The sequence below is a fragment of the Arthrobacter sp. GmRoot5-12 genome, assembly GCF_059739365.1.
In genome coordinates this window covers 1,968,265-1,986,931 of record NZ_AP046056.1, presented here as the reverse complement: position 1 = coordinate 1,986,931, position 18,667 = coordinate 1,968,265, and the positions used below count along the sequence as shown (strand labels likewise).

At 66.4% G+C, this 18,667-nt stretch carries 21 protein-coding genes; 12 read left to right on the top strand and 9 right to left on the bottom strand.

The genetic code is table 11. The annotated features are described in order from the left end of the window. Window positions 1–197: 197 nt before the first annotated feature. The 6 genes from AC6JAM_RS09090 (at window position 198) to AC6JAM_RS09065 (ending at window position 5,688) form a co-directional block, all read left to right on the top strand. The gene (locus AC6JAM_RS09090) at window positions 198–905 is read left to right on the top strand and encodes a hypothetical protein (protein ID WP_497934508.1); all 708 of its coding nucleotides are present in this window, start codon (window positions 198–200) and stop codon (window positions 903–905) included. Window positions 906–1,007: 102 nt separating this feature from the next. Further along, window positions 1,008–1,793 carry a class F sortase gene (locus AC6JAM_RS09085; protein WP_497934507.1) on the top strand — a complete coding sequence of 262 codons (786 nt, stop codon included), beginning with the start codon at window positions 1,008–1,010 and terminating at the stop codon, window positions 1,791–1,793. Between the two features lie 79 nt (window positions 1,794–1,872). Further along, window positions 1,873–2,385 (top strand): universal stress protein, encoded by a 513-nt coding sequence (locus AC6JAM_RS09080; protein WP_026265853.1) that lies wholly within the window; start codon window positions 1,873–1,875, stop codon window positions 2,383–2,385. Between the two features lie 298 nt (window positions 2,386–2,683). Continuing rightward, window positions 2,684–3,067, top strand: a complete 384-nt coding sequence (locus AC6JAM_RS09075; protein WP_018769816.1) for a metal-sensitive transcriptional regulator — start codon at window positions 2,684–2,686, stop codon at window positions 3,065–3,067. 54 nt (window positions 3,068–3,121) lie between these two features. After that, window positions 3,122–3,361: a heavy-metal-associated domain-containing protein gene (locus tag AC6JAM_RS09070; RefSeq protein WP_056392387.1), complete on the top strand. Its 240-nt coding sequence runs from the start codon at window positions 3,122–3,124 to the stop codon at window positions 3,359–3,361. 26 nt (window positions 3,362–3,387) lie between these two features. Next, window positions 3,388–5,688 (top strand): heavy metal translocating P-type ATPase, encoded by a 2,301-nt coding sequence (locus tag AC6JAM_RS09065; protein WP_497934506.1) that lies wholly within the window; start codon window positions 3,388–3,390, stop codon window positions 5,686–5,688. A 10-nt stretch (window positions 5,689–5,698) separates the two neighbouring features. Here AC6JAM_RS09065 and AC6JAM_RS09060 read toward each other — a convergent pair whose 3' ends face one another. Continuing rightward, the gene (locus AC6JAM_RS09060) at window positions 5,699–5,971 is read right to left on the bottom strand and encodes a DUF2277 domain-containing protein (RefSeq protein WP_018769819.1); all 273 of its coding nucleotides are present in this window, start codon (window positions 5,969–5,971) and stop codon (window positions 5,699–5,701) included. Between the two features lie 210 nt (window positions 5,972–6,181). Between AC6JAM_RS09060 and AC6JAM_RS09055 the strand changes: the two genes are divergently transcribed. Then, window positions 6,182–6,445 carry a WXG100 family type VII secretion target gene (locus AC6JAM_RS09055; protein WP_018769820.1) on the top strand — a complete coding sequence of 88 codons (264 nt, stop codon included), beginning with the start codon at window positions 6,182–6,184 and terminating at the stop codon, window positions 6,443–6,445. 102 nt (window positions 6,446–6,547) lie between these two features. Here AC6JAM_RS09055 and AC6JAM_RS09050 read toward each other — a convergent pair whose 3' ends face one another. Beyond that, on the bottom strand, window positions 6,548–7,594 hold the full coding sequence (locus tag AC6JAM_RS09050; RefSeq protein WP_497934505.1) for an EamA family transporter: 1,047 nt from the start codon (window positions 7,592–7,594) through the stop codon (window positions 6,548–6,550). 71 nt (window positions 7,595–7,665) lie between these two features. On the opposite strand from AC6JAM_RS09050, the gene AC6JAM_RS09045 reads away from it, so the two are divergent. Further along, entirely contained in the window at window positions 7,666–8,211 is a 546-nt protein-coding gene (locus tag AC6JAM_RS09045; RefSeq protein WP_018769822.1) for a CGNR zinc finger domain-containing protein, read from the top strand. Window positions 8,212–8,250: 39 nt separating this feature from the next. Here AC6JAM_RS09045 and AC6JAM_RS09040 read toward each other — a convergent pair whose 3' ends face one another. The 3 genes from AC6JAM_RS09040 to AC6JAM_RS09030 form a co-directional block, all read right to left on the bottom strand. Beyond that, on the bottom strand, window positions 8,251–8,628 hold the full coding sequence (locus AC6JAM_RS09040) for a hypothetical protein (RefSeq protein WP_018769823.1): 378 nt from the start codon (window positions 8,626–8,628) through the stop codon (window positions 8,251–8,253). A gap of 99 nt (window positions 8,629–8,727) precedes the next feature. Continuing rightward, entirely contained in the window at window positions 8,728–9,318 is a 591-nt protein-coding gene (locus AC6JAM_RS09035; RefSeq protein ID WP_018769824.1) for a hypothetical protein, read from the bottom strand. A gap of 45 nt (window positions 9,319–9,363) precedes the next feature. Beyond that, window positions 9,364–10,722 (bottom strand): MATE family efflux transporter, encoded by a 1,359-nt coding sequence (locus AC6JAM_RS09030; RefSeq protein WP_497934504.1) that lies wholly within the window; start codon window positions 10,720–10,722, stop codon window positions 9,364–9,366. A 109-nt stretch (window positions 10,723–10,831) separates the two neighbouring features. Between AC6JAM_RS09030 and AC6JAM_RS09025 the strand changes: the two genes are divergently transcribed. After that, window positions 10,832–11,266 (top strand): DoxX family protein, encoded by a 435-nt coding sequence (locus AC6JAM_RS09025; protein ID WP_026265854.1) that lies wholly within the window; start codon window positions 10,832–10,834, stop codon window positions 11,264–11,266. 142 nt (window positions 11,267–11,408) lie between these two features. Next, window positions 11,409–12,419 carry an acyl-CoA thioesterase gene (locus AC6JAM_RS09020; RefSeq protein ID WP_056392374.1) on the top strand — a complete coding sequence of 337 codons (1,011 nt, stop codon included), beginning with the start codon at window positions 11,409–11,411 and terminating at the stop codon, window positions 12,417–12,419. Here AC6JAM_RS09020 and dnaB read toward each other — a convergent pair. Further along, on the bottom strand, window positions 12,416–13,798 hold the full coding sequence (gene dnaB / locus AC6JAM_RS09015; protein WP_134164865.1) for a replicative DNA helicase: 1,383 nt from the start codon (window positions 13,796–13,798) through the stop codon (window positions 12,416–12,418). The two genes, AC6JAM_RS09020 and dnaB, sit on opposite strands and share 4 nt — an antisense overlap. 642 nt (window positions 13,799–14,440) lie before the next feature. Between dnaB and AC6JAM_RS09010 the strand changes: the two genes are divergently transcribed. Both AC6JAM_RS09010 and AC6JAM_RS09005 read left to right on the top strand, forming a co-directional pair. Then, a complete protein-coding gene (locus AC6JAM_RS09010) occupies window positions 14,441–14,746 on the top strand; it encodes a hypothetical protein (RefSeq protein WP_056392372.1) in 306 nt (101 codons plus the stop codon). A 14-nt stretch (window positions 14,747–14,760) separates the two neighbouring features. After that, a complete protein-coding gene (locus AC6JAM_RS09005; RefSeq protein WP_018769830.1) occupies window positions 14,761–15,327 on the top strand; it encodes a hypothetical protein in 567 nt (188 codons plus the stop codon). A 118-nt stretch (window positions 15,328–15,445) separates the two neighbouring features. Here AC6JAM_RS09005 and AC6JAM_RS09000 read toward each other — a convergent pair whose 3' ends face one another. The 3 genes from AC6JAM_RS09000 to AC6JAM_RS08990 form a co-directional block, all read right to left on the bottom strand. Next, complete coding sequence (locus AC6JAM_RS09000) at window positions 15,446–16,747, bottom strand: hypothetical protein (RefSeq protein WP_018769831.1); 1,302 nt, start codon at window positions 16,745–16,747, stop codon at window positions 15,446–15,448. 262 nt (window positions 16,748–17,009) lie between these two features. Then, window positions 17,010–17,636, bottom strand: a complete 627-nt coding sequence (locus AC6JAM_RS08995; protein WP_018769832.1) for an FMN reductase — start codon at window positions 17,634–17,636, stop codon at window positions 17,010–17,012. Between the two features lie 107 nt (window positions 17,637–17,743). Beyond that, window positions 17,744–18,592, bottom strand: coding sequence for a PhzF family phenazine biosynthesis protein (locus AC6JAM_RS08990; RefSeq protein WP_134164864.1), 849 nt, complete (start codon window positions 18,590–18,592; stop codon window positions 17,744–17,746). Window positions 18,593–18,667 lie beyond the last annotated feature (75 nt).

Genomic DNA, 18,667 nt, shown 5'->3' with positions numbered 1-18,667 from the left:
CCGGCCGGGTTTCAAGTACTGGCAGGTAACTTTCCCGGCCAACCCCGTTGAAAGACGAGTATCCCCTACTGGCGACTGCGCAAGGCGGCGCTCCTAGCCTGAAATCTCAAGCAAGCTGACCGTGCTGCTGGGGCATACGGCGTCACCGCTGGCCTTTCCTCGCCATGGTCCGTTTCACACATATATGGGGAGACAAAATGAAACGCACCTTTGCCACTCTTGGAGTAGTGGGTCTCGGCCTGATCAGCCTCACTGCGCCTGCCATGGCCGCCTCTGACCAGGTGGTGGTCTGCCACCGCGACGGAAGTACGCTGACTCCACTGGCGTTCAGCGTCAACGGCATCGGCGGACACGCCCAGCACACTGAGGACATCATTCCTCCGACGCCCAAACTGCCCGGCGGGCTGAACTGGACCAACGCGGGAAAGATCATGTACGTCAACGAGTGCGGCGCAGCGCTGCCGCCGGGTGAGGTGATCGATCCGGTGGTGACGCCTCCCGCAGAGCAGCCGCCCGTCGTCGTCGATCCCGTGGTGACGCCGCCCGTCGTCGTCGATCCCGTGGTGGAGCAACCCGTGGTGACTCCTCCTGTGGAGCAGGCGCCCGTTGTCGTCGACAATCCTGTGGTGGTACAGCCGGCAGCGGAAGCCCCGGCCGCAGTGGCACCCGCGGCCGTACAGCCAGCACCTGCCAAGCAGGCCGCTGCCGTACCGAAGGCCACACCCAAGGCCGCCCCTGCCGCGGCACCCGTCAGCGTCGGAACCAACCAGGGCTACAACGCACAGACGGCGGTGGGAGCACCCGATGGCTTGCCGGGCTGGCTGGTAGGCCTGGGAGCGCTTGCTGCCGCGGGGACCGTGGTGGCAGTACGGCGCCAGTCGCGTCCGCTGCACACTGCCGGCTAGCCGGAACACCGCCACCACCAGTGGCCCCCTGACAAGGAAGGCGTCCTGCCAGTGCCCGGCAGGACGCCTTCCTTCCACCCCCGCCAACCCGTGAGGAGCGCCATGCGGCAGGATCGAAGCCGGCACGCAGCCCCCAGCCGCGGGATGTGGCGGCGCATATGGCGCCGGTGGAACGCCGGTGACCTGGCAATCCTGTGCTGTGGCGTCCTCGCCTTCGTGTCATTCACCCTCGGCGCTCCCCTGTTCCACCCGGCACCGCCACTGGCAATCGGAAATGCCCCCGCTTCGGTTGCCCTCGTTCGTGGCGGCATTCCATCCGCCGCTGGGGCGGCTCCCATTGCGGAGACCGGCCTGCAGGACGCCGCAGCGGCACCCGACCAGGCAGCGGCAGCCCAGGCTCCTGGCGAAACAGCAACGGAAGCGCCTGCGGGACCGGAGCTTCCGGCGGCGTCCCAGCCGGTCCGCATCCGCTACCCGTCGGCCGCCTTCGATGTGCCCGTCCACCCGCTGGACCTGGACAGTGGGGCCCAATACAGCCGGACCATTGAACCTCCCGCCACCAAGGACGGCTACTGGCTCACGCCCTTCGGGGTTCCGGGCAAGGGCTCCGGCAACACCACCTACGTGATTGGCCACAGTTGGGACGGCGCGGATGCTCCCTTCAACCACCTCAGTTCGGCGGCGGCCGTTGGCGACCGCCTGGAGGTGGAAACAGTGGCGGGAACCATCAGCTACCGGGTGGACAGCGTCACGACCTACCTGAAGTCCAGCCTCAAGGACAGCCCCGTCTGGGACATGGTCCCCAACCGGCTGGTCCTCATCAGCTGCTACACCGAGGATCCGTGGGGCAAGAACGTGGTGGTCACGGCATATCCCAGCCTTCCCTAGGCCTCCGGACCCGCGCTCCGGAAGTTTGACGGGCCGAACGAACCTGTTCATGCAGCCGGTGCGGGCGGACAATTGCAGCATGACATGGGAAAACTTCGACGGCGCTCCGCTGCTGACGGGAATCATGCCCAAACAGCACCCGGAGGTTCTCCAGACCGCAGCCTCCCTGGCAGCCCGGTTGTCGGCGCCATTGGTCTGCGCGTACGTGGACGAAGCCAGCTACCTGGTGGAATGGGACCCGGCCCGCTCCGCCCACCGGCTTTCCCTGCACCCGGACGCAGATGACGACATGCTGGCGCTGACAACGGAGTTGAAGGCACAGGTCCAGGCTGCGGCGGACAAGGTGCCTTCCGACGGCGGGCCCCTGCAGTGGTCCTTCCGCACCCTTTCAGGCGATCCCGCACGGGCGCTGGCGCAACTGGCCGCCGAACTGGATGCCCCGGTCATCATCGTGGGCACCTCCGAGCGCGGCTTCACGCACCGGCTCTCGGAGGCACTCAACGGATCGGTCGGGCAGTGGCTAAGCCACCACCAAAGCCGCCCCGTGCTTGTGGTTCCATACCGGATGCCGGCCCATGAGGACAGGCCCTGAGCGGCGGATACCCGGGGAAAATACGCCTGGAAAAGGCGGGCTTAAAGTAAAGCGAAAGTACTTATTCGTGGTGCTGGCGCGCTGCCCGTACCTGCCAGTAAGCTGATTCAAGCAAGGCCGATCCACACGAGTGGAAGCCGGATTTGCCCAAAAGCTGCTCCGGAGTGCGTATCCCCCAATAACGCACTCCGGAGCTTTTTTTGTGCCCGGATACTGTCCCACGGACGGGTGGGAAGAGTTCCCGGATACCCCTAGGGGGTACTTGCGCTCATACCCCCAAGGGGTATAGGTTGGCTTCATGAACGCTATCGAAGAAGCCGTCGCGGCGGTAGCAGCCGCACCACCGGCCGCGGAGTCCGGCGTTGCAGCCCAACACGGTTACGCAGCCCAGCACGGTTATACGGAAAACAAGGACGCGTACCTTCGCCGCCTGAAGCGCATTGAGGGGCAGGTCCGGGGCATTGCCCGGATGGTGGATGAGGACAAGTACTGCATCGATATCCTCACGCAGGTTGCCGCCGTCACCAAGGCCCTGCACGCCGTCAGCCTGGGGCTGGTCGAGGAACACATCGGCCACTGCGTGGTGGGTGCAGCCTCCGAACCGGACCCGGCAGCACGCGCTGAAGCCATAGATGCCAAAGTCAAGGAGGCCGCCGACGCCATCGGCCGGCTGCTTCGCTGACACCCACCAACACCCGGATCCCGGCCACCGCCGTCCCAACTGAAGGAGCAAGCCATGAGCACCACCTCCCCCACCACCACGACCATCAGCGTCTCCGGCATGACCTGCGGGCACTGCGTGTCGGCCGTCAGTGAAGAACTTGAAGCCCTCGAAGGCGTTGAAGAGGTCAGCGTCGACCTGAATGCCGGCGGGGTCTCCACCGTGACCATCACCTCAAGCAAGGAACTCCCACCCTCCGACATCGGGGAGGCCGTCGCTGAGGCGGGCTACCTGGTGGTTGCCAACGAGGCCTAGAACCCCCTACACCGCGGAAAGCTGACATGAGCCACCAGGAACTGCTCCACCCACCGGGTACCCGGATCGTCGAACTGGACATCGAGGGGATGACCTGCGCGTCCTGCGTCAACCGGGTGGAGAAGAAGCTCGGCAAGCTCGACGGTGTGGCGGCCACCGTCAACCTGCCGCTGGAGTCGGCCTACGTGACGGTCCCCGAGGGCATCACCGACGAACAGCTCACGTCAACGGTCGAGGCAGCCGGGTACAAGGCGAGGGTCCGCCACCACAGCACTACTGGTGCGGGGGCGCGGCCGGTGGACCCGTCTACTGAGGTCCACGCTTCGAGTCTCCGCCCGCGCCTGGCCGCCGCTGCGGTGCTGACAGTCCCGGTGTTTTTGGTCAGCATGGTTCCGGCGTTCCAGTTCCCGCACTGGGGCTGGGTGGCGGCGGTCCTGGCGCTGCCGGTGGTCACGTGGGCGGCGTGGCCCTTCCACCGGGCCGCAGCAGTCAATGCCCGCCATCTCGCCTCCACCATGGACACCCTGGTGTCGCTCGGCGTGGCCGCCGCCTACTCCTTCTCCGCCTGGCAGCTGCTGGCGGACCCGCGCATGACGGAGCATCCCGGCATGGAAGGCATGTCCGGCGGCCTGTACTTCGAGGTGGCCGCGGTGGTCACCACCTTCCTTCTCCTGGGCCGGTACCTGGAGGCCAATGCCAAGCAAAAGGCCGGCGACGCCCTCCAGGCCCTGCTGAACCTGGGCGCCAAGGACGCCACCGTCCTGCGCGGCGGCCGGGAAGAGAAAATTCCCGTGGACGGTCTGCAGGTGGGCGACGTCCTGGTGGTAAGGCCGGGTGAAAAGATCGCCACCGACGGTGTGGTGGTGGACGGCGCCTCCGCGGTGGACGCCTCCCTGGTCACGGGTGAGTCCGTCCCCGTCGAGGTGGGGCCGGACAGCCGCGTTACGGGTGCCACCATCAACACCTCCGGCCGCCTGCTGGTCAGGGCAACCCGGGTCGGCTCCGAAACCACACTGGCCCAGATGGCGCGCCTGGTGTCGCAGGCCCAGACCGGCAAGGCCCCCATCGCGCGGCTCGCCGACCGCATCAGCGCCGTCTTCGTACCGGTGGTCCTGGCCCTCGCCGCCCTGACGTTCGTGCTCTGGCTCCTCGTCGCAGGCCCGGGCGCCGACGGCAGCCACCTGCGGCAGGCGTTCACGGCCGCCGTCGCAGTGCTGGTGATCGCCTGCCCCTGCGCGCTGGGCCTGGCCACTCCGGTGGGCCTGCTGACCGGAACCGGACGCGGCGCACAGCTGGGCATCCTGATCAAGGGCCCCCAGGTCCTGGAGGACACCCGCACCGTGGACACCATCCTGCTGGACAAGACGGGGACGGTCACCACCGGCGCCCTGGCCGTGGATGCCACGGCCGCGTTCCCCGGCTTCCAGGACCGGGATGTCCTCCGGCTGGCCGGAGCCGTTGAGGCCGCCAGCGAGCACCCGGTTGCGCACGCCATTGCGGCAGCAGCAGTTTCCGCCGCACGCCTGGCGCCCGCAGGGGACGACGGCGGCACCTCGCCTTCAGTGCACCTGCCGCCAGTCCAGGGGTTCAGTTCCGCCCCGGGTGGCGGGGTGTCGGGCACCGCCGAAGGCAGCCACGTGATGGCCGGGCGGGGCAGCTGGCTGGAGCAGAACGGCATTGCCCTGGACGGCGGCCAGCAGGCGCAGTTGGCTGCTGCAGAGGAAGGCGGCGCCACGGCCATCTGCGTGGCAGTGGATGGCACGCCCGCCGGCATAATCAGCCTCAGGGACAGCGTCAAGGAAGGGTCCGCCGCAGCGGTCGCCCGGCTTAAGGCGCTGGGCCTGCGGCCCATCCTGCTGACCGGCGACAATGCCGCCGTCGCCGCCCAGGTGGCTGCCGCCGTCGGCATCGCCGCGGATGACGTCCATGCAGGCGTCCTGCCGGAAGGGAAGGTGGCAGCAGTCCGGAAGCTCCAGGCGGACGGGGCCACGGTGGCCATGGCCGGGGACGGCGTCAATGATGCCGCGGCGCTTGCGCAGGCGGATCTCGGGATTGCGATGGGCTCCGGGACCGATGTGGCCATCGAAGCCGCGGACCTGACGGTGATGGGGAACGACCTCGCCCAGGTGGCCCAGGCCATCGAGCTGTCCCGGAAGACCCTGGGCACCATCAAGACCAACCTGTTCTGGGCATTCTTCTACAACGCCGTGGGGATCCCGGTGGCCGCCCTGGGGCTGCTCAACCCGATGATCGCAGGAGCTGCCATGGCTGCCAGCTCGGTGCTGGTGGTGGCCAACTCTCTGCGGCTGCGCAGCTTCGGCACGTAGCAGCGCGGGCTCAGGCCGCGCCGTAACGGACCGCGGCGCGCGCCCTGGCCTTGGCCGCTTCGGCCTCCCGGTCCTTCGGCGGCGCCTGCGTCACCAGGGAATCCAGCAGGTGCTGCGTGATGTGGGCTATCTGGTGCACGGCCTCATCAAAGGCCTCCTGGTTGGCCTTGGACGGTTTGGTGCTGCCGCTGACTTTGCGGACATACTGCAGCGCCGCCGCGTGCACTTCCTCGGAGGTGGCGTGCGGCTCAAAGTTGTGAAGGGTTCGGATATTCCGGCACATACCGCCATGCTAGGCTCTTCCAACGCCTGGGATCGACCCCTTTTCATGGTCCCTACCCGGCGTCCATGGGGAGCCCGGCATGGGCAGGGCTGCCCATCGACACTGTTTTGGGGGCCGGGATAGGTTTGAGGCAATGGATCTTCCGGATGAGCCGGGGGGCCACTGGGGAGCCGATCTGGTTCGGATCCACGACCTAACAAGGAGAAACTGATGGCTATTTGGGGTGCAGACGTTGAGCAGCTTCGCCAGCTCGGCAGCAAGCTTCAGGCAGGGGCGTCCGAGATCGAGACGCAGAAGTCCACTCTCACCAAGGTCCTGAGCGGCACTGACTGGAAGGGCCCGGACGCTGATAAGTTCCGCCAGGAGTGGTCCGGAACCCACACCACCATGCTTACCAAGGTTGCCGAGGCGCTGAAGGAAGCCGGCGCGCAGGCCAAGCGCAACGCCGAGCAGCAGAGCCAGGCATCGAACTAGGCTTATCGCCGCATTCCGGCAAGGGGCAGGGACACCAGGTGGTGTCCCTGCCCCTTTGTGTTGGCGTGCGACGCCGGTGCCCGGCTTACGGGACCTGCGCTCCTAAGGGACAGGCTCGACGTCGTTCGCGTGCTCCAGCGGTGACGCCAGCACCTGGGTGCCCTTTCCGCCGTCGTAAGGAGCAATGGTGGCGGGGGAACGCAGCTCGTCGAGCCTTACCAGGATGACCCCGCCGACGATCAGCACCCCACCCAGGAGTTGGATGGTGCCCGGCAGTTCCCCAAGCAGCAGCCACGCCCAGACCACGGCGAAGAGGACCTCGGTGAGCGACACGAAGGACGCCACCTTGGAACCGAGGGCCCGGGCCGCCATGACGCCCGAGACGTACGCCAGCACGGTGGCCAGCACCACCAGCCCGGCAAGCGGCACCCACCACGGCGTAAGCCATGGGCCCAGGGTGGTGTCCGCAGTGCTGAAGGCCATGGGCAGCAGGCCCGTGGCGGCAGCGAGCCACATGGCGGCCGCACCCACCAGCAGGCCGCCGGAAGCCAGCACGATGGGCGGCAGCGTGTCATTTTCCTTTGCCGTGATGAAGAAGTAGATGGCCAGGCAGACCGCGGCAGCCATGCCCCACAGCACCCCCACCAGGTCAACCTTCACGGCTCCGGTGAGGTCAAGGACCAGTACCAGCCCGGCCAGCGACAGCAGCGTCCCGCCGGCCGTGAGGACGCGCGGGCGGCGTCGGCTGGCGGCCCAGAGCCACAGGACGATGATCACCGGGGCCAGGTACTCCAGCAGGAGCGCGACGCCCACGGAGAGCAGGGCCACTGCGTTGAAGTAGAACAACTGGCATGCCGCCACCCCGATGAGTCCGAACAGCATGATGGTGAGCCAGTTGTCCTTCAACTGGCTCCAGCGGCCCCTAAGCGCCCACGCCGCGGGTAGGGCAAGGATCAGGGCAGCTCCCGTCAGGCGGGCAGTCACGGCCGCCCCCGGGGACCAGCCGGTTTCCAGCAGCGACTTGGCGAAGGATCCGGACAGGCCAAAGACGGCGGAGGAGAACAGCGCGACGCCGAGCCCGGAGGCTTGGAAGCCGGGACGCCTGGTGGACAGTTCCGGGGTGGGGGTGTGGTTTTGGGCGGCAGGCACCGTTGCCTCCTGTCAGGAGTAAAGTGGGGTAATGCTCATGACACTACGCTCAGGCGCTGTAAGGAGTCAACATGGTTTTCGCCCCTGACACTGAAGTGGCGCTGCGGACGGTGGTGAACCTCATCAACACGGCCGCGAATGGCAGGGAAGGCCTGGCCTCCGTTGCGGACCTGGACAGCTTCCTGGCCGCGGAGGGTTTTTCCGGCTCCCGGAACCGGGACGCTGCGGAATTGGAAAGCGTGCGGCAGTTGCGCCGTGAACTGTCCGCGGTATGGACGGCCGGTGAGGACGCCGCCGTGGAAACCGTCAACCGGCTGCTGCGGGACGCCAACGCGCTGCCGCAGCTGATGAAGCACGACGGATGGGACTGGCACCTTCATGCCACGGCGCCCGAGGCACCCCTTGCCGACCGGATGAGCACCGAAGCGGCCATGGCCCTGGCTGATGTGATCCGCAGCAAGGAGATGGACAGGCTGCGGATGTGTGAGTCAGAGGACTGCGATGCCGCCGTGCTGGACCTGAGCCGCAACCGGTCCAAGAGGTACTGCGATACCGGCAACTGTGCCAACCGTGCGCATGTTGCTGCCTACCGGGCCCGCCAGGCTGCTGCGGGGTAGGGATTTTCCCGCGCTTTGTCCGGCTGCCGCCGGTAACGGCTAGCGCTGGGGAGTTTCGTCAGTGCCATCGCCGGATGCCGGCGGGTTCTGGTTGCCGGGAGCTCCGAAGCCATGGCTTGGCCCTGCGTGCGGGGATCCTTTGGGCGCCGAACTCAGGTTCACCCCTGATCCCTTGCCCAGGTGTTCGGCGTTCTCCTTGTAGCTCATGGACAGCATTGCGGCGATCACCAGGGTGGCGATGAAGGCGATGCCGGCTGCGGTGAACGCGAGGTCGAACCGGGGTGCACGTGCGCTTCCACCGGAGGCGAAGATCAACACTGCCACGAAGGCGACGACGGCCCAGAATGCCGAAAACATCAGCGGCCCCTTCACCGAGGTCCGCAGCTTGCGCGGTTTTCCTTGATGCTGGTCAGCCACGGTGGTTCCTCCCTGCGGGCGGCGCACGGCCGGCCCGGTTTACGAATTGCGGTGTCGCACCGAATTTTCTACAGAAAGTAGAAGGGCGCTCCCCCTAGTTTACGGCTTCCCTGCGCCGGCACGGGCATCGTGCCGCAGCGTCAGGCCGGAAAGCACCCACAGGACGCCGGAAATAATGGCGCCTCCACCGGCCACGCCCAGCAGGGCATGGGCACCGAGACTGATGAAGAACGGCAGGAGCACCGCGGTTCCAATCCCGATGACGCCGGAAGCAATCCAGTCGCGGGCAAGAACATGGCGGCCCCTGTGCTGCAGGCCGCAGGCAAGCTCCAGGATGCCGGCTGCGCCCAGGCCCAGGGCTGCGATCACCCCGAACAACAGGTCACTGTGCAGGAGGAGTACGGCAAAGCCTGCGCCGGCCAGGACCGCGCCGGCGGCGGACAGCAGCTTGCCGGCCGCCGAGTTCTGCGCGAATCCGGCTGCGGGGACGGTCCGTAGGGAAACCACACCGGCGGCCAGGAGGTAGAGTCCCCCGGCCCAGCCCATGACCTCCACAGACGGTGACGTCCAGAAGACCGTCACGGCGCCAAACACCAGGGCAGCGGCCGCACGGAGCAGGACCGGCTTCCAGAGGTCGTGGCGGGCGGTGGTTCCGGGAGCAGCACCGGCGGGGGTGGATGGTTGTGTCACCGGTCCAGTTTAGTGGGGGCAGCTGGAAGGTCTGACCGGGCCGCGTCAGGCAGAGCCCAGCACCATCCAGCGGTCGGACCGGGCACGCAGGCCCAGCGTCACGGCGCGCGCCGCCATATACCCCAGCGCGAAGGCAACCCAAAGCCATGCGAGCCCGGTGGTGCCGGTGGCACCGGACCAGGCAACCGCTGCCAGCAGCGGCACGTAGACGGCAAGGTTCACCAGCCCCGCCAGCGCGAGGTACCGCGCGTCCCCTGCGCCGATCAGCACACCGTCCAGGACAAAGACATAGCCGGCGATCGGCTGCCCGGCCGCCAGGATCCAGAGGGCAGCGGTGAGTGCCTGCTGCACTTGGGGGTCCGTGGTGAACAGAGCCCCGGCCCAGGGGGCTGCCGCTGCCAGCAGCAGGCCCGTCACCACGCCGAACCCCGCGCCCCAGCGGATCATCGTTCCGGTCAGCAGCCGGGCCCTGGCGGCATGGGACGCGCCGAGCTCCTTGCCAATGAGCGCCTGCGCCGCGATCGCCAGGGCATCCAGCGCGAACGCCAGGAAGGAAAAAATGGTCATGGCCAGCTGGTGGGCGGCAAGGTTGACCTCCCCCTGCGCCGTCACCACCAGCACCGTGGCCAGGATTGCGGCCCGGAGGCTGAGCGTGCGCAGCATCAGCCAGGATCCAACCCGCGTCATGCTGCGGATGCCGCGCCAGCTGGGGAGCAGGCTCACGCCCTGCCGCACTGCGCTGCGCCGCACCATCACCACATAGACAGCCGCCATGGCCCACTGGGCCAGGCTGGTGCCCACCGCGGAACCAGCCACAGACATGCCCAGCCCGTACACAAGCCACAGGTTCAGGACAATATTGACCCCGAAACCGGCCGTGGCCACCACCAGCGGGGTGCGGGTGTCCTGCAGTCCGCGGAGAACACCGGTGCCGGCGAAGATCAAGAGCATTGCCACCAGGCCCGGCATGGACCAGCGGAAGTAATCGACCGCAAAGGTCCGGACGCTGCCCTGGGCCCCCATCAGGTCAATCAGCGGTTCGGCCGCCGCGAAGCCTGCCACGGCGAGGACCACGCCGAGGAGCAATGCCAGCCACACGCCGTCGCGCCCTGCCGCAAGGGCCTTGCCCAACTGCCCGTCACCAATGGCGCGGGCCACGGCGGGCGTGGTGGAGTAGGCCAGGAAAACCATGAGTCCGACGGCGGTCTGGAGCACCGCAGATGCCAGCCCCACTCCCGCGAGCTGCGCAACACCAAGATGTCCCACAATGGCGGAGTCCGCCAGCAGGAAGAGGGGCTCAGCCACCAGCGCGCCAAAGGCAGGGACAGCAAGGCGGAGTATCTCCCGGGCATGGCCTTGGCGGCCGGCCACGGCGGAGGGGGCGGGGGCGGGTTGTTGGGGCACGCTGCCAGCTTAACCGCGGCCGCCGACAACACGTTCCGGAGATGAGAAAGCCCACAGTCCCCCAAAGAATAGTTGACACTTCAACCATTGGTCGGCAAGAGTGGTATCCATGAACCAGTTACGACTCACCACCACCGCCCTCACCGCCCTGCGCATCGTCCTTGGCTTCCTCTTCGCAGCCCACGGATGGCAGAAGTTCAACGAATGGACCATCGCCGGCACCCAGGCATCCTTCGCCAAAATGGGGGTTCCGGCAGCCGGGCTCGTGGCACCCGCCGTCGCCGTCCTGGAACTGGCGGGCGGCGTTGCCCTGATCCTGGGGATCCTCACCCGAGTGGTGGCCGCCCTCCTCGCCCTGGACATGCTGGGCGCCCTTTTCCTGGTGCACGCTCCCGCCGGCATCTTTGCCGCAAACGGCGGCTACGAACTCGTCCTGCTCCTGGCCGCCGCGGCATTCGCGCTGGCGCTCACGGGCGCCGGCCGGCTTTCCCTGGACCGCGCGCTCTTCGGGCGCAGCAACTCGCGGCTGGCCGCCCTCGCCTAGGATCACTTGTCCCACCGGGTGCGACGGCGGCAGGTCACCCAAGGTGGCCGGCCGCCGTCGGGCTTTAATCGCGGCACTCCCGCCGGGAAGTTTGTTTCGGGCCCAACCGGCCGGTAACCGTGGCCCTCAGTAAGATCGCAGCATGACTGAGACCGGCCGCGCCAACTCCGTGACCCTCCGCTTCCTCGCTGCCCCCACCGACGTGGGGCACAGCGGCTCCGTGGACGCAGGCACGGTGCTTGAGTGGGTGGACAAAGCCGCCTATGCCGCGGCAGTGGGATGGGCCAAGTCCTACTGCGTCACCGCGTACGTGGGAAACATCCACTTCGCCGATCCCGTCAACAGCGGCGACATGGTGGAGGTGGAAGCGACCATCGTCTACACCGGCCGGTCCTCAATGCACATCCATACCGTGGTTTCCTCGGGTGACCCCAAAGGCGGCCCTGCCACCATGCGCAGCCAGTGCATGGTGATCTTCGTTGCGGTCGGCCCGGACGGCAGGCCCATCCCGGTGCAGCAGTTCGAACCCCAAACCCCGGCCGAGATCGAGCAACGGGACCACGCGCTGGCCAGGATCAAGGTCCGCGAGCAGATCGTGGAAGCCATGAACCGGCAGGAATATACCGACGCCGGTACGGCCGAGCGGGTGACGCTGCGGTTCATGGCCGCCCCCACGGACGTGAACTGGGGCGGCAAGGTCCACGGCGGCATTGTCATGAAGTGGATCGACGAGGCCGCTTACGTGTGCGCTTCCCGTTACTGCGGCAGGGATACCGTGGCTGTCTTCTCCGGCGGCGTGCGCTTCTACCGGCCGCTGCTGATTGGCCATGTTGTGGAGGTTGAGGCCCGGCTGGTTTACACCGGGACCAAGGGAATGCACATCGCCGTTCATGTCCGTTCGGGCGATCCGAAAGGCCGTGAACTGGCCCTCACCACATACTGCCTCACCGTGATGGTGGCGCGCGACGACGAGGGCAACTCCGTGCCCGTCCCCGCCTGGGTGCCGGTCAGCGAGGAGGACAAGCGGCTCCACGCCCACGCCCGCGAACTCCTGGAGATCCGGGGAACAGCGCCCGGCAACCGCCTGCCGAACCACCTGCTGGCCGCCGCAGGGCCTGCCGGCGGGGGAACCAGCGCCCGCCGGGATACTTAGAAGCCGCCGCCGCCGGTATCGCCGGCCATGTTGGCGAAGCGGGAGTAGTGGCCCTGGAAGGCCACCACAATGTCCTTGGTGGGACCGTTACGGTGTTTGGCCACCAGGATGTCCGCTTCTCCGGCACGGGGTGATTCCTTGTCGTAGACGTCCTCGCGGTGAAGCAGGATCACCATGTCCGCGTCCTGCTCGATGGAGCCGGACTCGCGGAGGTCGGACACCATGGGCCGCTTGTCCTGCCGCTGTTCCGATCCACGGTTCAGCTGGGACAGCGCGATCACGGGGACCTGGAGTTCCTTGGCCAGGAGCTTGAGCGCACGCGAAAACTCGGAGACTTCCTGCTGGCGGGACTCCACCTTCTTTCCCGAGCTCATGAGCTGCAGGTAGTCCAGGATGACCAGCTTGAGGTCGTGCTGCTGCTTCAGGCGGCGGCATTTGGCCCGGATTTCCATCAGGGACATGTTGGGGCTGTCATCAATGAACAGCGGTGCATCATTCATCCGGCCCATGGTGGTGGCGATCTTGGACCACTGTTCGTCCTTGATGGTGCCCTTGCGGAGGTCCTGGAGACCAATGGTGGCCTCGGCAGACAGCAGGCGCATGGCGATCTCATTCCGGCCCATTTCCAGCGAAAACATGACGGTGGCGAGGTTGTTCTTGATGGCTGCGGAACGGGCGAAGTCCAGTGCGAAGGTCGACTTACCGACGGCCGGGCGGGCGGCGATGACGATCATCTGCCCCGGGTGGAGCCCGTGGGTCAGCTCGTCGAGCTCATAGAAGCCGGTGGGCACACCCGTCATGCCCTCTCCACGGTGGCCGGACGCCTCGATTTCGTCCACCGTGGACTCCATCACGTCCTTCAGTACCACGTAGTCCTCCGCGGTGCGGCGCTCCGCTACCGCGTAAACCTCCGCCTGCGCCTGGTTGACCAGGTCCTCCACCTCGCCGTCCGACCCGTACCCCAGCTGGACGATCTTGGTTCCGGCGTTCACCAGCCGGCGGAGCACTGCCCGTTCGGCCACGATCTCGGCGTAGTAGCCCGCGTTGGCTGCCGTGGGAACGGTCTGGATCAGTTCGTGCAGGTAGGCAGGGCCGCCGATCCTGTTGATCTCGGCGCGCTTGGTCAGCTCATCGGAGACGGTGACGGCATCGGCGGGCTCCCCCCGGCCGTAGAGGTCAATGATGGCCTCGTAGATGGTCTCGTGCGCGGGACGGTAGAAATCCTGCCCGCGGAGGATCTCAACGACATCCGCGATGGCATCCTTGGACAGCATCATGCCGCCCAGGACCGACTGTTCGGCCGCGATGTCCTGGGGAGGTTTCCGGCTGGCGTCCGATCCACGGGTTGTCTCGACAGGGTCCAGATGCGCGATTGACAAAGCTGCCGTCCTCAATTTATGCCCGGCCTGGCGGCCCGGCGATCCATCCTGTTCGCGGCACCCGGTAACCGGCTCCGCCACCTGCCCAGGTCTACCCGCTGGCCCTGACAATCAAGCGCCGGCGGCTCCGGATGCCCGGCTCCGCGGGAGTTATCCCCACTATCCACAGCTTTTCCACAGAGACCTGCAGGAGGCCGTGCGCCGGGCTGAAAACCGGTGCAGGCATACCCTGTTTTGACCGCGGAGAACAGGTACCCCGCTACGCTAACCGCCCTGGCGCCTGCCGCAAAGCCAGCATGCCGCAGTGGCTGTGGATAACCTGTGCAGTACGGGGCATACCTTGTGCACAGTCTGTGGGGAACACTGTGGATATCAAAGTTTTTTGTCGCCGCTTCCGCCTCTGACCTGCGGAAACACTTGGGACAGCATGTGGAGTAAATATTTCTTCCAAGGAATTTCATCCACAGGCCATTGCTGGCACCACTCGCGGAAAGCGGAGGTAAGGCCGGGCCGGGAGCACTTCGATCGGCGCTGTGGCACTACTCATATTCTCGTCAGGGAGTTTGACCCACACCAGCGGGGCGCTGTATGCGAAGCAGTGAATATGCTGTGGATAACCACGATCTGGATTAAGCTCTAGGTATGGGCGATCTACTGCTGGTGCTGTTGCCGGCGATAGTTTTGGTGGCGCTCATCTGGGGCATTGCCACAGCCCTGCGGCCGCGTGGTGCGGGCACCTCTGAAGCCGAAAAATACCAGCACGAACTTGCCGAGCGGTCTGCCCGGCATTACGCAGCCCAGGTCGAGGCGGCCACCGCCGCCCGCGCCCGGCTGGAGGCGGCTACCCACCCAAGCCAAAACAGGCAGCAGCGCATCCAACAGCAGGAACACGGCTGGGCGGATGACCAGCAAAGCAATCGCACCTGGCGAGGGCCAGGAAGTACATAGAACGGCTCGTGAAAATGGAATCGCTTGTGGTCCCGGTCCTTATCCTGCTCGCCGTGGTTGCGGGAGTCACCGTGGCCTACCGCGCGGCCACCAGGCGGAGGGCCGCACATACCGCCTCCCAGTCCCAGCCCGCTGCCACCCCACAGGAGCTGGCCCGGGCTGCGGCAGACCGGCTGTCGGAAGACGAACACCGGCGGCTTTATGCCCTGATTGCCCAGGGCCAGGCCATGGCTGCCATCAAGCTCTACTACGAAATCACGGGCGACGGGCTTCGGGCCTCCCGTGACGCCGTCGGGGCCCTGGCGGCCCATCCCCAGCCCTACCGGAGCCCCGAGTCGGCGCAGGCACCCGAGGCCGACGACGACGAGCCCCAGCGGTTTCCTTACCGCTACCGGGCGATCGCCAGCAAGGGCGACGTCACCCGCGAAGTGAGCAGCAACATGCTCAACGACGAGATCTATGGCAGGATCCGCACCCTTGCCCGCAGTGGCGACACCGAAGCGGCAGCCACTGCACTGTCCAAGCATTCTGATATCTCCATGAAGCAGGCCCGCGAGTTCATTGCGCTGCTGGACGACTGACACCTGCCAATTGAAACGGCTGTACGGCCGGGCTCCCATTCCTGCGAATGGGTCCCGGCCGTACTTGTCCTGTATGCCTTGCCTGGCTCAGGATGAAGATGGGCTGGCTGCCGCCCGCCTACCCGGCACCGCCGGTGGAATCGTAGTAGTGCCAGTACCGGCTTGTGGCATTCACGTCAGCGAGCACCAGCAGGCCGCTGTTGGCCGTGCCCCGCGCAACACTGTTGACGTTCTGCTTGGTCGACGTGACGTTATGGACGTACTGGTCGGCGTCAACGATGCGGGCCGTCTTGGTGGTGCTGAAGCTGATGTTGTCCAGGGACGTGGATTTCTCGTAGATGGCCCCGCCGGAACTCGTGCATACCCCGGCATTCGTTGTGCCACCCGGCTTCGGATAGGTAGCGAAGGTACGCAGCTTGCGCGCTGCCTCGTCGATCATGACGATCACCCTGTTCGGGCACTCAGACACTGTCGCAATCGTGTGTGCAGACCATGTCGACGTAGACGTATTCAGTGCCAGCAACTGGATCAGCGGCTGGGACGCCGAGGTGTACGAGGTTTTGATTGCGGCAAAAACCTTGTCTGTTGAGGCATCCAGCCACTTCAGGTTCATGTGGTCGTCGCCGCTCCGCTGCCCCTTCACCGCCGCCACAGGAGTGGTCCAGGTGGTCTTCGACGCTCCGTCGACGTGGTAGCTCCAGTACATGCCGTCAGTGGAGTCCCCCACCTGCCTGCTCCACATCACACCGATCTTGTTCCCGCTGAACGCGATGACCGCCGAGTTATCGTCCACGGACACATTGCTCAACGACGCCGGATGGGCAAACGGGGTGCCCCACGTGGCGCCGTCCGTGCCGGTGACGTTCATATAGATCCGATTGCCCTGCTGCCACGTGGCCCACACCCGGCCGGTTGAGTCCTTATCAATGGAGATGGTTTCAGTTTTTTGGTTGTTGATTTGGCTGGATCCCAGGCTCGTGTACGACTTGGTGCTCGAGTTGTAGCTGTACCGCCGCATAGTCGTGGGGAAGTTCGGTTCGGACGGCAGGCCGTCATTGACGAACCGGAAGCTCGCGACATACAGGGTCTTCCCGTCCCACAACACGTCATGGTGGGTGTTCGCCCGGGACTCCGTCACCACACCTGTACTCGTCCACGAACTTGTCGAGGCATTGAACCGGAAGATGCGGAAAGTGGAACTGCCGGCGTCCCAAAGGTTCCCCCACCAGGTCCCGTCGTTGAACCACAGCGAATTCGTCTGCCGCTTGGTCCCGGTGGGCGTTGCCGTCCCGGAGTGGGACGGGCCCTGGACGCCTACATCACCGGTAGCGGCGGAGGCGGCCAACGGCGCCACCAGACCACCAAGCACAAGCAGCAGCGCCGTCAGCAGTGCGGGAAACGCCAGTCGGCGTTGACGCATGCGGCGGCCCTCGGGACCGGCAGGTCCCCATCTAAGAAAGGGCCGGGAAGCCCCGGCACCCCGATCATGCTCGTCCACGTTGGATATTGGATGGTCTCTCAACTTCACTCCCCGGTGTTGAATTATCAGTCAACCCCCAGATTGCTCAGTGTTGGCGGTGGAAGGATCAATAGCAATCCCCGGACCGCCCCCTAAAACCCGCGGCCCGGGTCCCCTAACCCCGAAACCACGGGGTCCGGCACCGGGGGCGGCCGCCCGTGTGTCAGCGGTTCCCGGAAATCCCGGCCAGCAGCTGCTCGAAGGGAAGGGACTCCAGCGGGGCGGGCTTCCGGCCCGGTTGGGGCCCCTGCAGCAGAGTGGTGAATTCACCGGCTGCGCGGTCGATGCGGTCCGCCAGTGACCCCCCGCCCTCTTCAGCTGTTCCCCAGTCCTGGGGTCCGGCAAAGACGCCGGTTGCAGCCATGCGCGTGCGGAGGTAGCTGAACAGTGGCCGCAGCGCGTAGTCCAGGACCATCTGGTGCCGGTCCGTGCCGCCGGTGGCGCCCAGCAGGACCGCCTTGCCGTCCAGCGACTTCGGGTCGAGAACATCGATAAAGGATTTGAAAAGGCCGCTGAAGGAGGCGCTGAAGACCGGTGTCACGGCGATGATGCCGTCCGAGGCCTCCACCCCGGCTATGACCTCGGCCAGGCGTGGTGCGGCATAGCCGGTGACGAAGTTGTTGGCGATGTCCACGGCAAGGTCGCGGAGTTCGACGACGTCCACCTCCACCTCGTAGCCGCCGGCCCTGAGCTGGCGCTCGGCGGCAGCAGCCAGCTGGTCAGCCAGCAGCCGGCTGGACGAAGGTACGCCAAGCCCTGCGGAAAGGACGGTGATACGGCGGGTTTCCATGGCATTCTCCTGGTAATCGTTCACTTCAGCATACATGCGTTTGCATCTATACCTGTGAACTGCCGCCGGCAGCGAAGTATTCCCGGACGTGAACCCGGGCCGCTGCGTCAGAGCAGGACGCTTCCCTGGATGCAGGTGGCGGAGTCCCCGCCCACCCAGATGTCCCCGGCATCGGCAGTGATGTGGATGCGTCCGGCGCGCCCCAGGACGGTCCCCTGCGAGGCCACATATTCCTCCGGCGCCCTGCCGCTTCCAATGAGCCATTGGGCGGCGCCTGCATTGAAGCTGCCGGTGACCGGGTCTTCGGCCATGGCGTCGCCGGGCAGGAATGTGCGGACCTCAAAGTCGGCGTCTGCACCCGGCTCGTGCGGCCCGATAACGCCGATCTTCAGGTCGCCCATCGCCGCCTGGTCCGGATTCAGGGCCAGCACCTGGGCCGCAGAAGGCAGCAGGACACCGATCCATTCCGGACCATTCACCAGCCAGGACGCGTCAACGATGTCGGCAGCGGACACCCGCAACGCCGCGGCCAGTTGACGGCGGATACCCGCATCCACAGGCCCGAAGCGTGTCAGCGGCGGTGCCGCGAAAGCCAGCCTCCCGCCGTCGCGCTTTATCCGGACCAGCCCCGCAGCGCACTCCTGCACCACGTGGCCGTCAGACCGCGGCACTCCCCCGGCCTGCAGCCACGTATGGGCCGAGCCAAGGGTCGGGTGGCCTGCGAACGGAAACTCTTCGCTGCCGGTAAAGATCCGGACCCGGTAATCGGCGCGGGGATCTTCGGGAGGCAGGAGAAACGTGGTTTCCGAGAGATTGGTCCAGTTGGCGAAGTGCTGCATTGTTGCCGTGTCCAGCCCTTGGGCATCAAGTACGACGGCGAGCGGGTTGCCGCGGTAGGCCTGGCTGGCGAAAACATCCACCTGATGGAAGGGGCGGCTGCGTGGTGTCGGGTTCACCGGAGCAGGCTACCACCGGAAAACGAAAGACCCCCGCCGCCGGAGTCCGGCGACGGGGGTCTTCCGATGCAGTTG

What these genes read in the sequence shown, in the direction of transcription:
- AC6JAM_RS09075 (WP_018769816.1), top strand. Translation starts at nt 2,684, where the DNA reads ATGAACGCTATCGAAGAAGCCGTCGCGGCGGTAGCAGCCGCACCACCG.
- AC6JAM_RS09005 (WP_018769830.1), top strand. Translation starts at nt 14,761, where the DNA reads ATGGAATCGCTTGTGGTCCCGGTCCTTATCCTGCTCGCCGTGGTTGCG.
- AC6JAM_RS09020 (WP_056392374.1), top strand. Translation starts at nt 11,409, where the DNA reads ATGACTGAGACCGGCCGCGCCAACTCCGTGACCCTCCGCTTCCTCGCT.
- AC6JAM_RS09000 (WP_018769831.1), bottom strand. Translation starts at nt 16,747, where the DNA reads ATGCGTCAACGCCGACTGGCGTTTCCCGCACTGCTGACGGCGCTGCTG.
- AC6JAM_RS09010 (WP_056392372.1), top strand. Translation starts at nt 14,441, where the DNA reads ATGGGCGATCTACTGCTGGTGCTGTTGCCGGCGATAGTTTTGGTGGCG.
- AC6JAM_RS09055 (WP_018769820.1), top strand. Translation starts at nt 6,182, where the DNA reads ATGGCTATTTGGGGTGCAGACGTTGAGCAGCTTCGCCAGCTCGGCAGC.
- AC6JAM_RS09045 (WP_018769822.1), top strand. Translation starts at nt 7,666, where the DNA reads ATGGTTTTCGCCCCTGACACTGAAGTGGCGCTGCGGACGGTGGTGAAC.
- AC6JAM_RS09065 (WP_497934506.1), top strand. Translation starts at nt 3,388, where the DNA reads ATGAGCCACCAGGAACTGCTCCACCCACCGGGTACCCGGATCGTCGAA.
- AC6JAM_RS09060 (WP_018769819.1), bottom strand. Translation starts at nt 5,971, where the DNA reads ATGTGCCGGAATATCCGAACCCTTCACAACTTTGAGCCGCACGCCACC.
- AC6JAM_RS09080 (WP_026265853.1), top strand. Translation starts at nt 1,873, where the DNA reads ATGACATGGGAAAACTTCGACGGCGCTCCGCTGCTGACGGGAATCATG.
- AC6JAM_RS08995 (WP_018769832.1), bottom strand. Translation starts at nt 17,636, where the DNA reads ATGGAAACCCGCCGTATCACCGTCCTTTCCGCAGGGCTTGGCGTACCT.
- AC6JAM_RS09085 (WP_497934507.1), top strand. Translation starts at nt 1,008, where the DNA reads ATGCGGCAGGATCGAAGCCGGCACGCAGCCCCCAGCCGCGGGATGTGG.
- AC6JAM_RS09070 (WP_056392387.1), top strand. Translation starts at nt 3,122, where the DNA reads ATGAGCACCACCTCCCCCACCACCACGACCATCAGCGTCTCCGGCATG.
- AC6JAM_RS09090 (WP_497934508.1), top strand. Translation starts at nt 198, where the DNA reads ATGAAACGCACCTTTGCCACTCTTGGAGTAGTGGGTCTCGGCCTGATC.
- AC6JAM_RS09025 (WP_026265854.1), top strand. Translation starts at nt 10,832, where the DNA reads ATGAACCAGTTACGACTCACCACCACCGCCCTCACCGCCCTGCGCATC.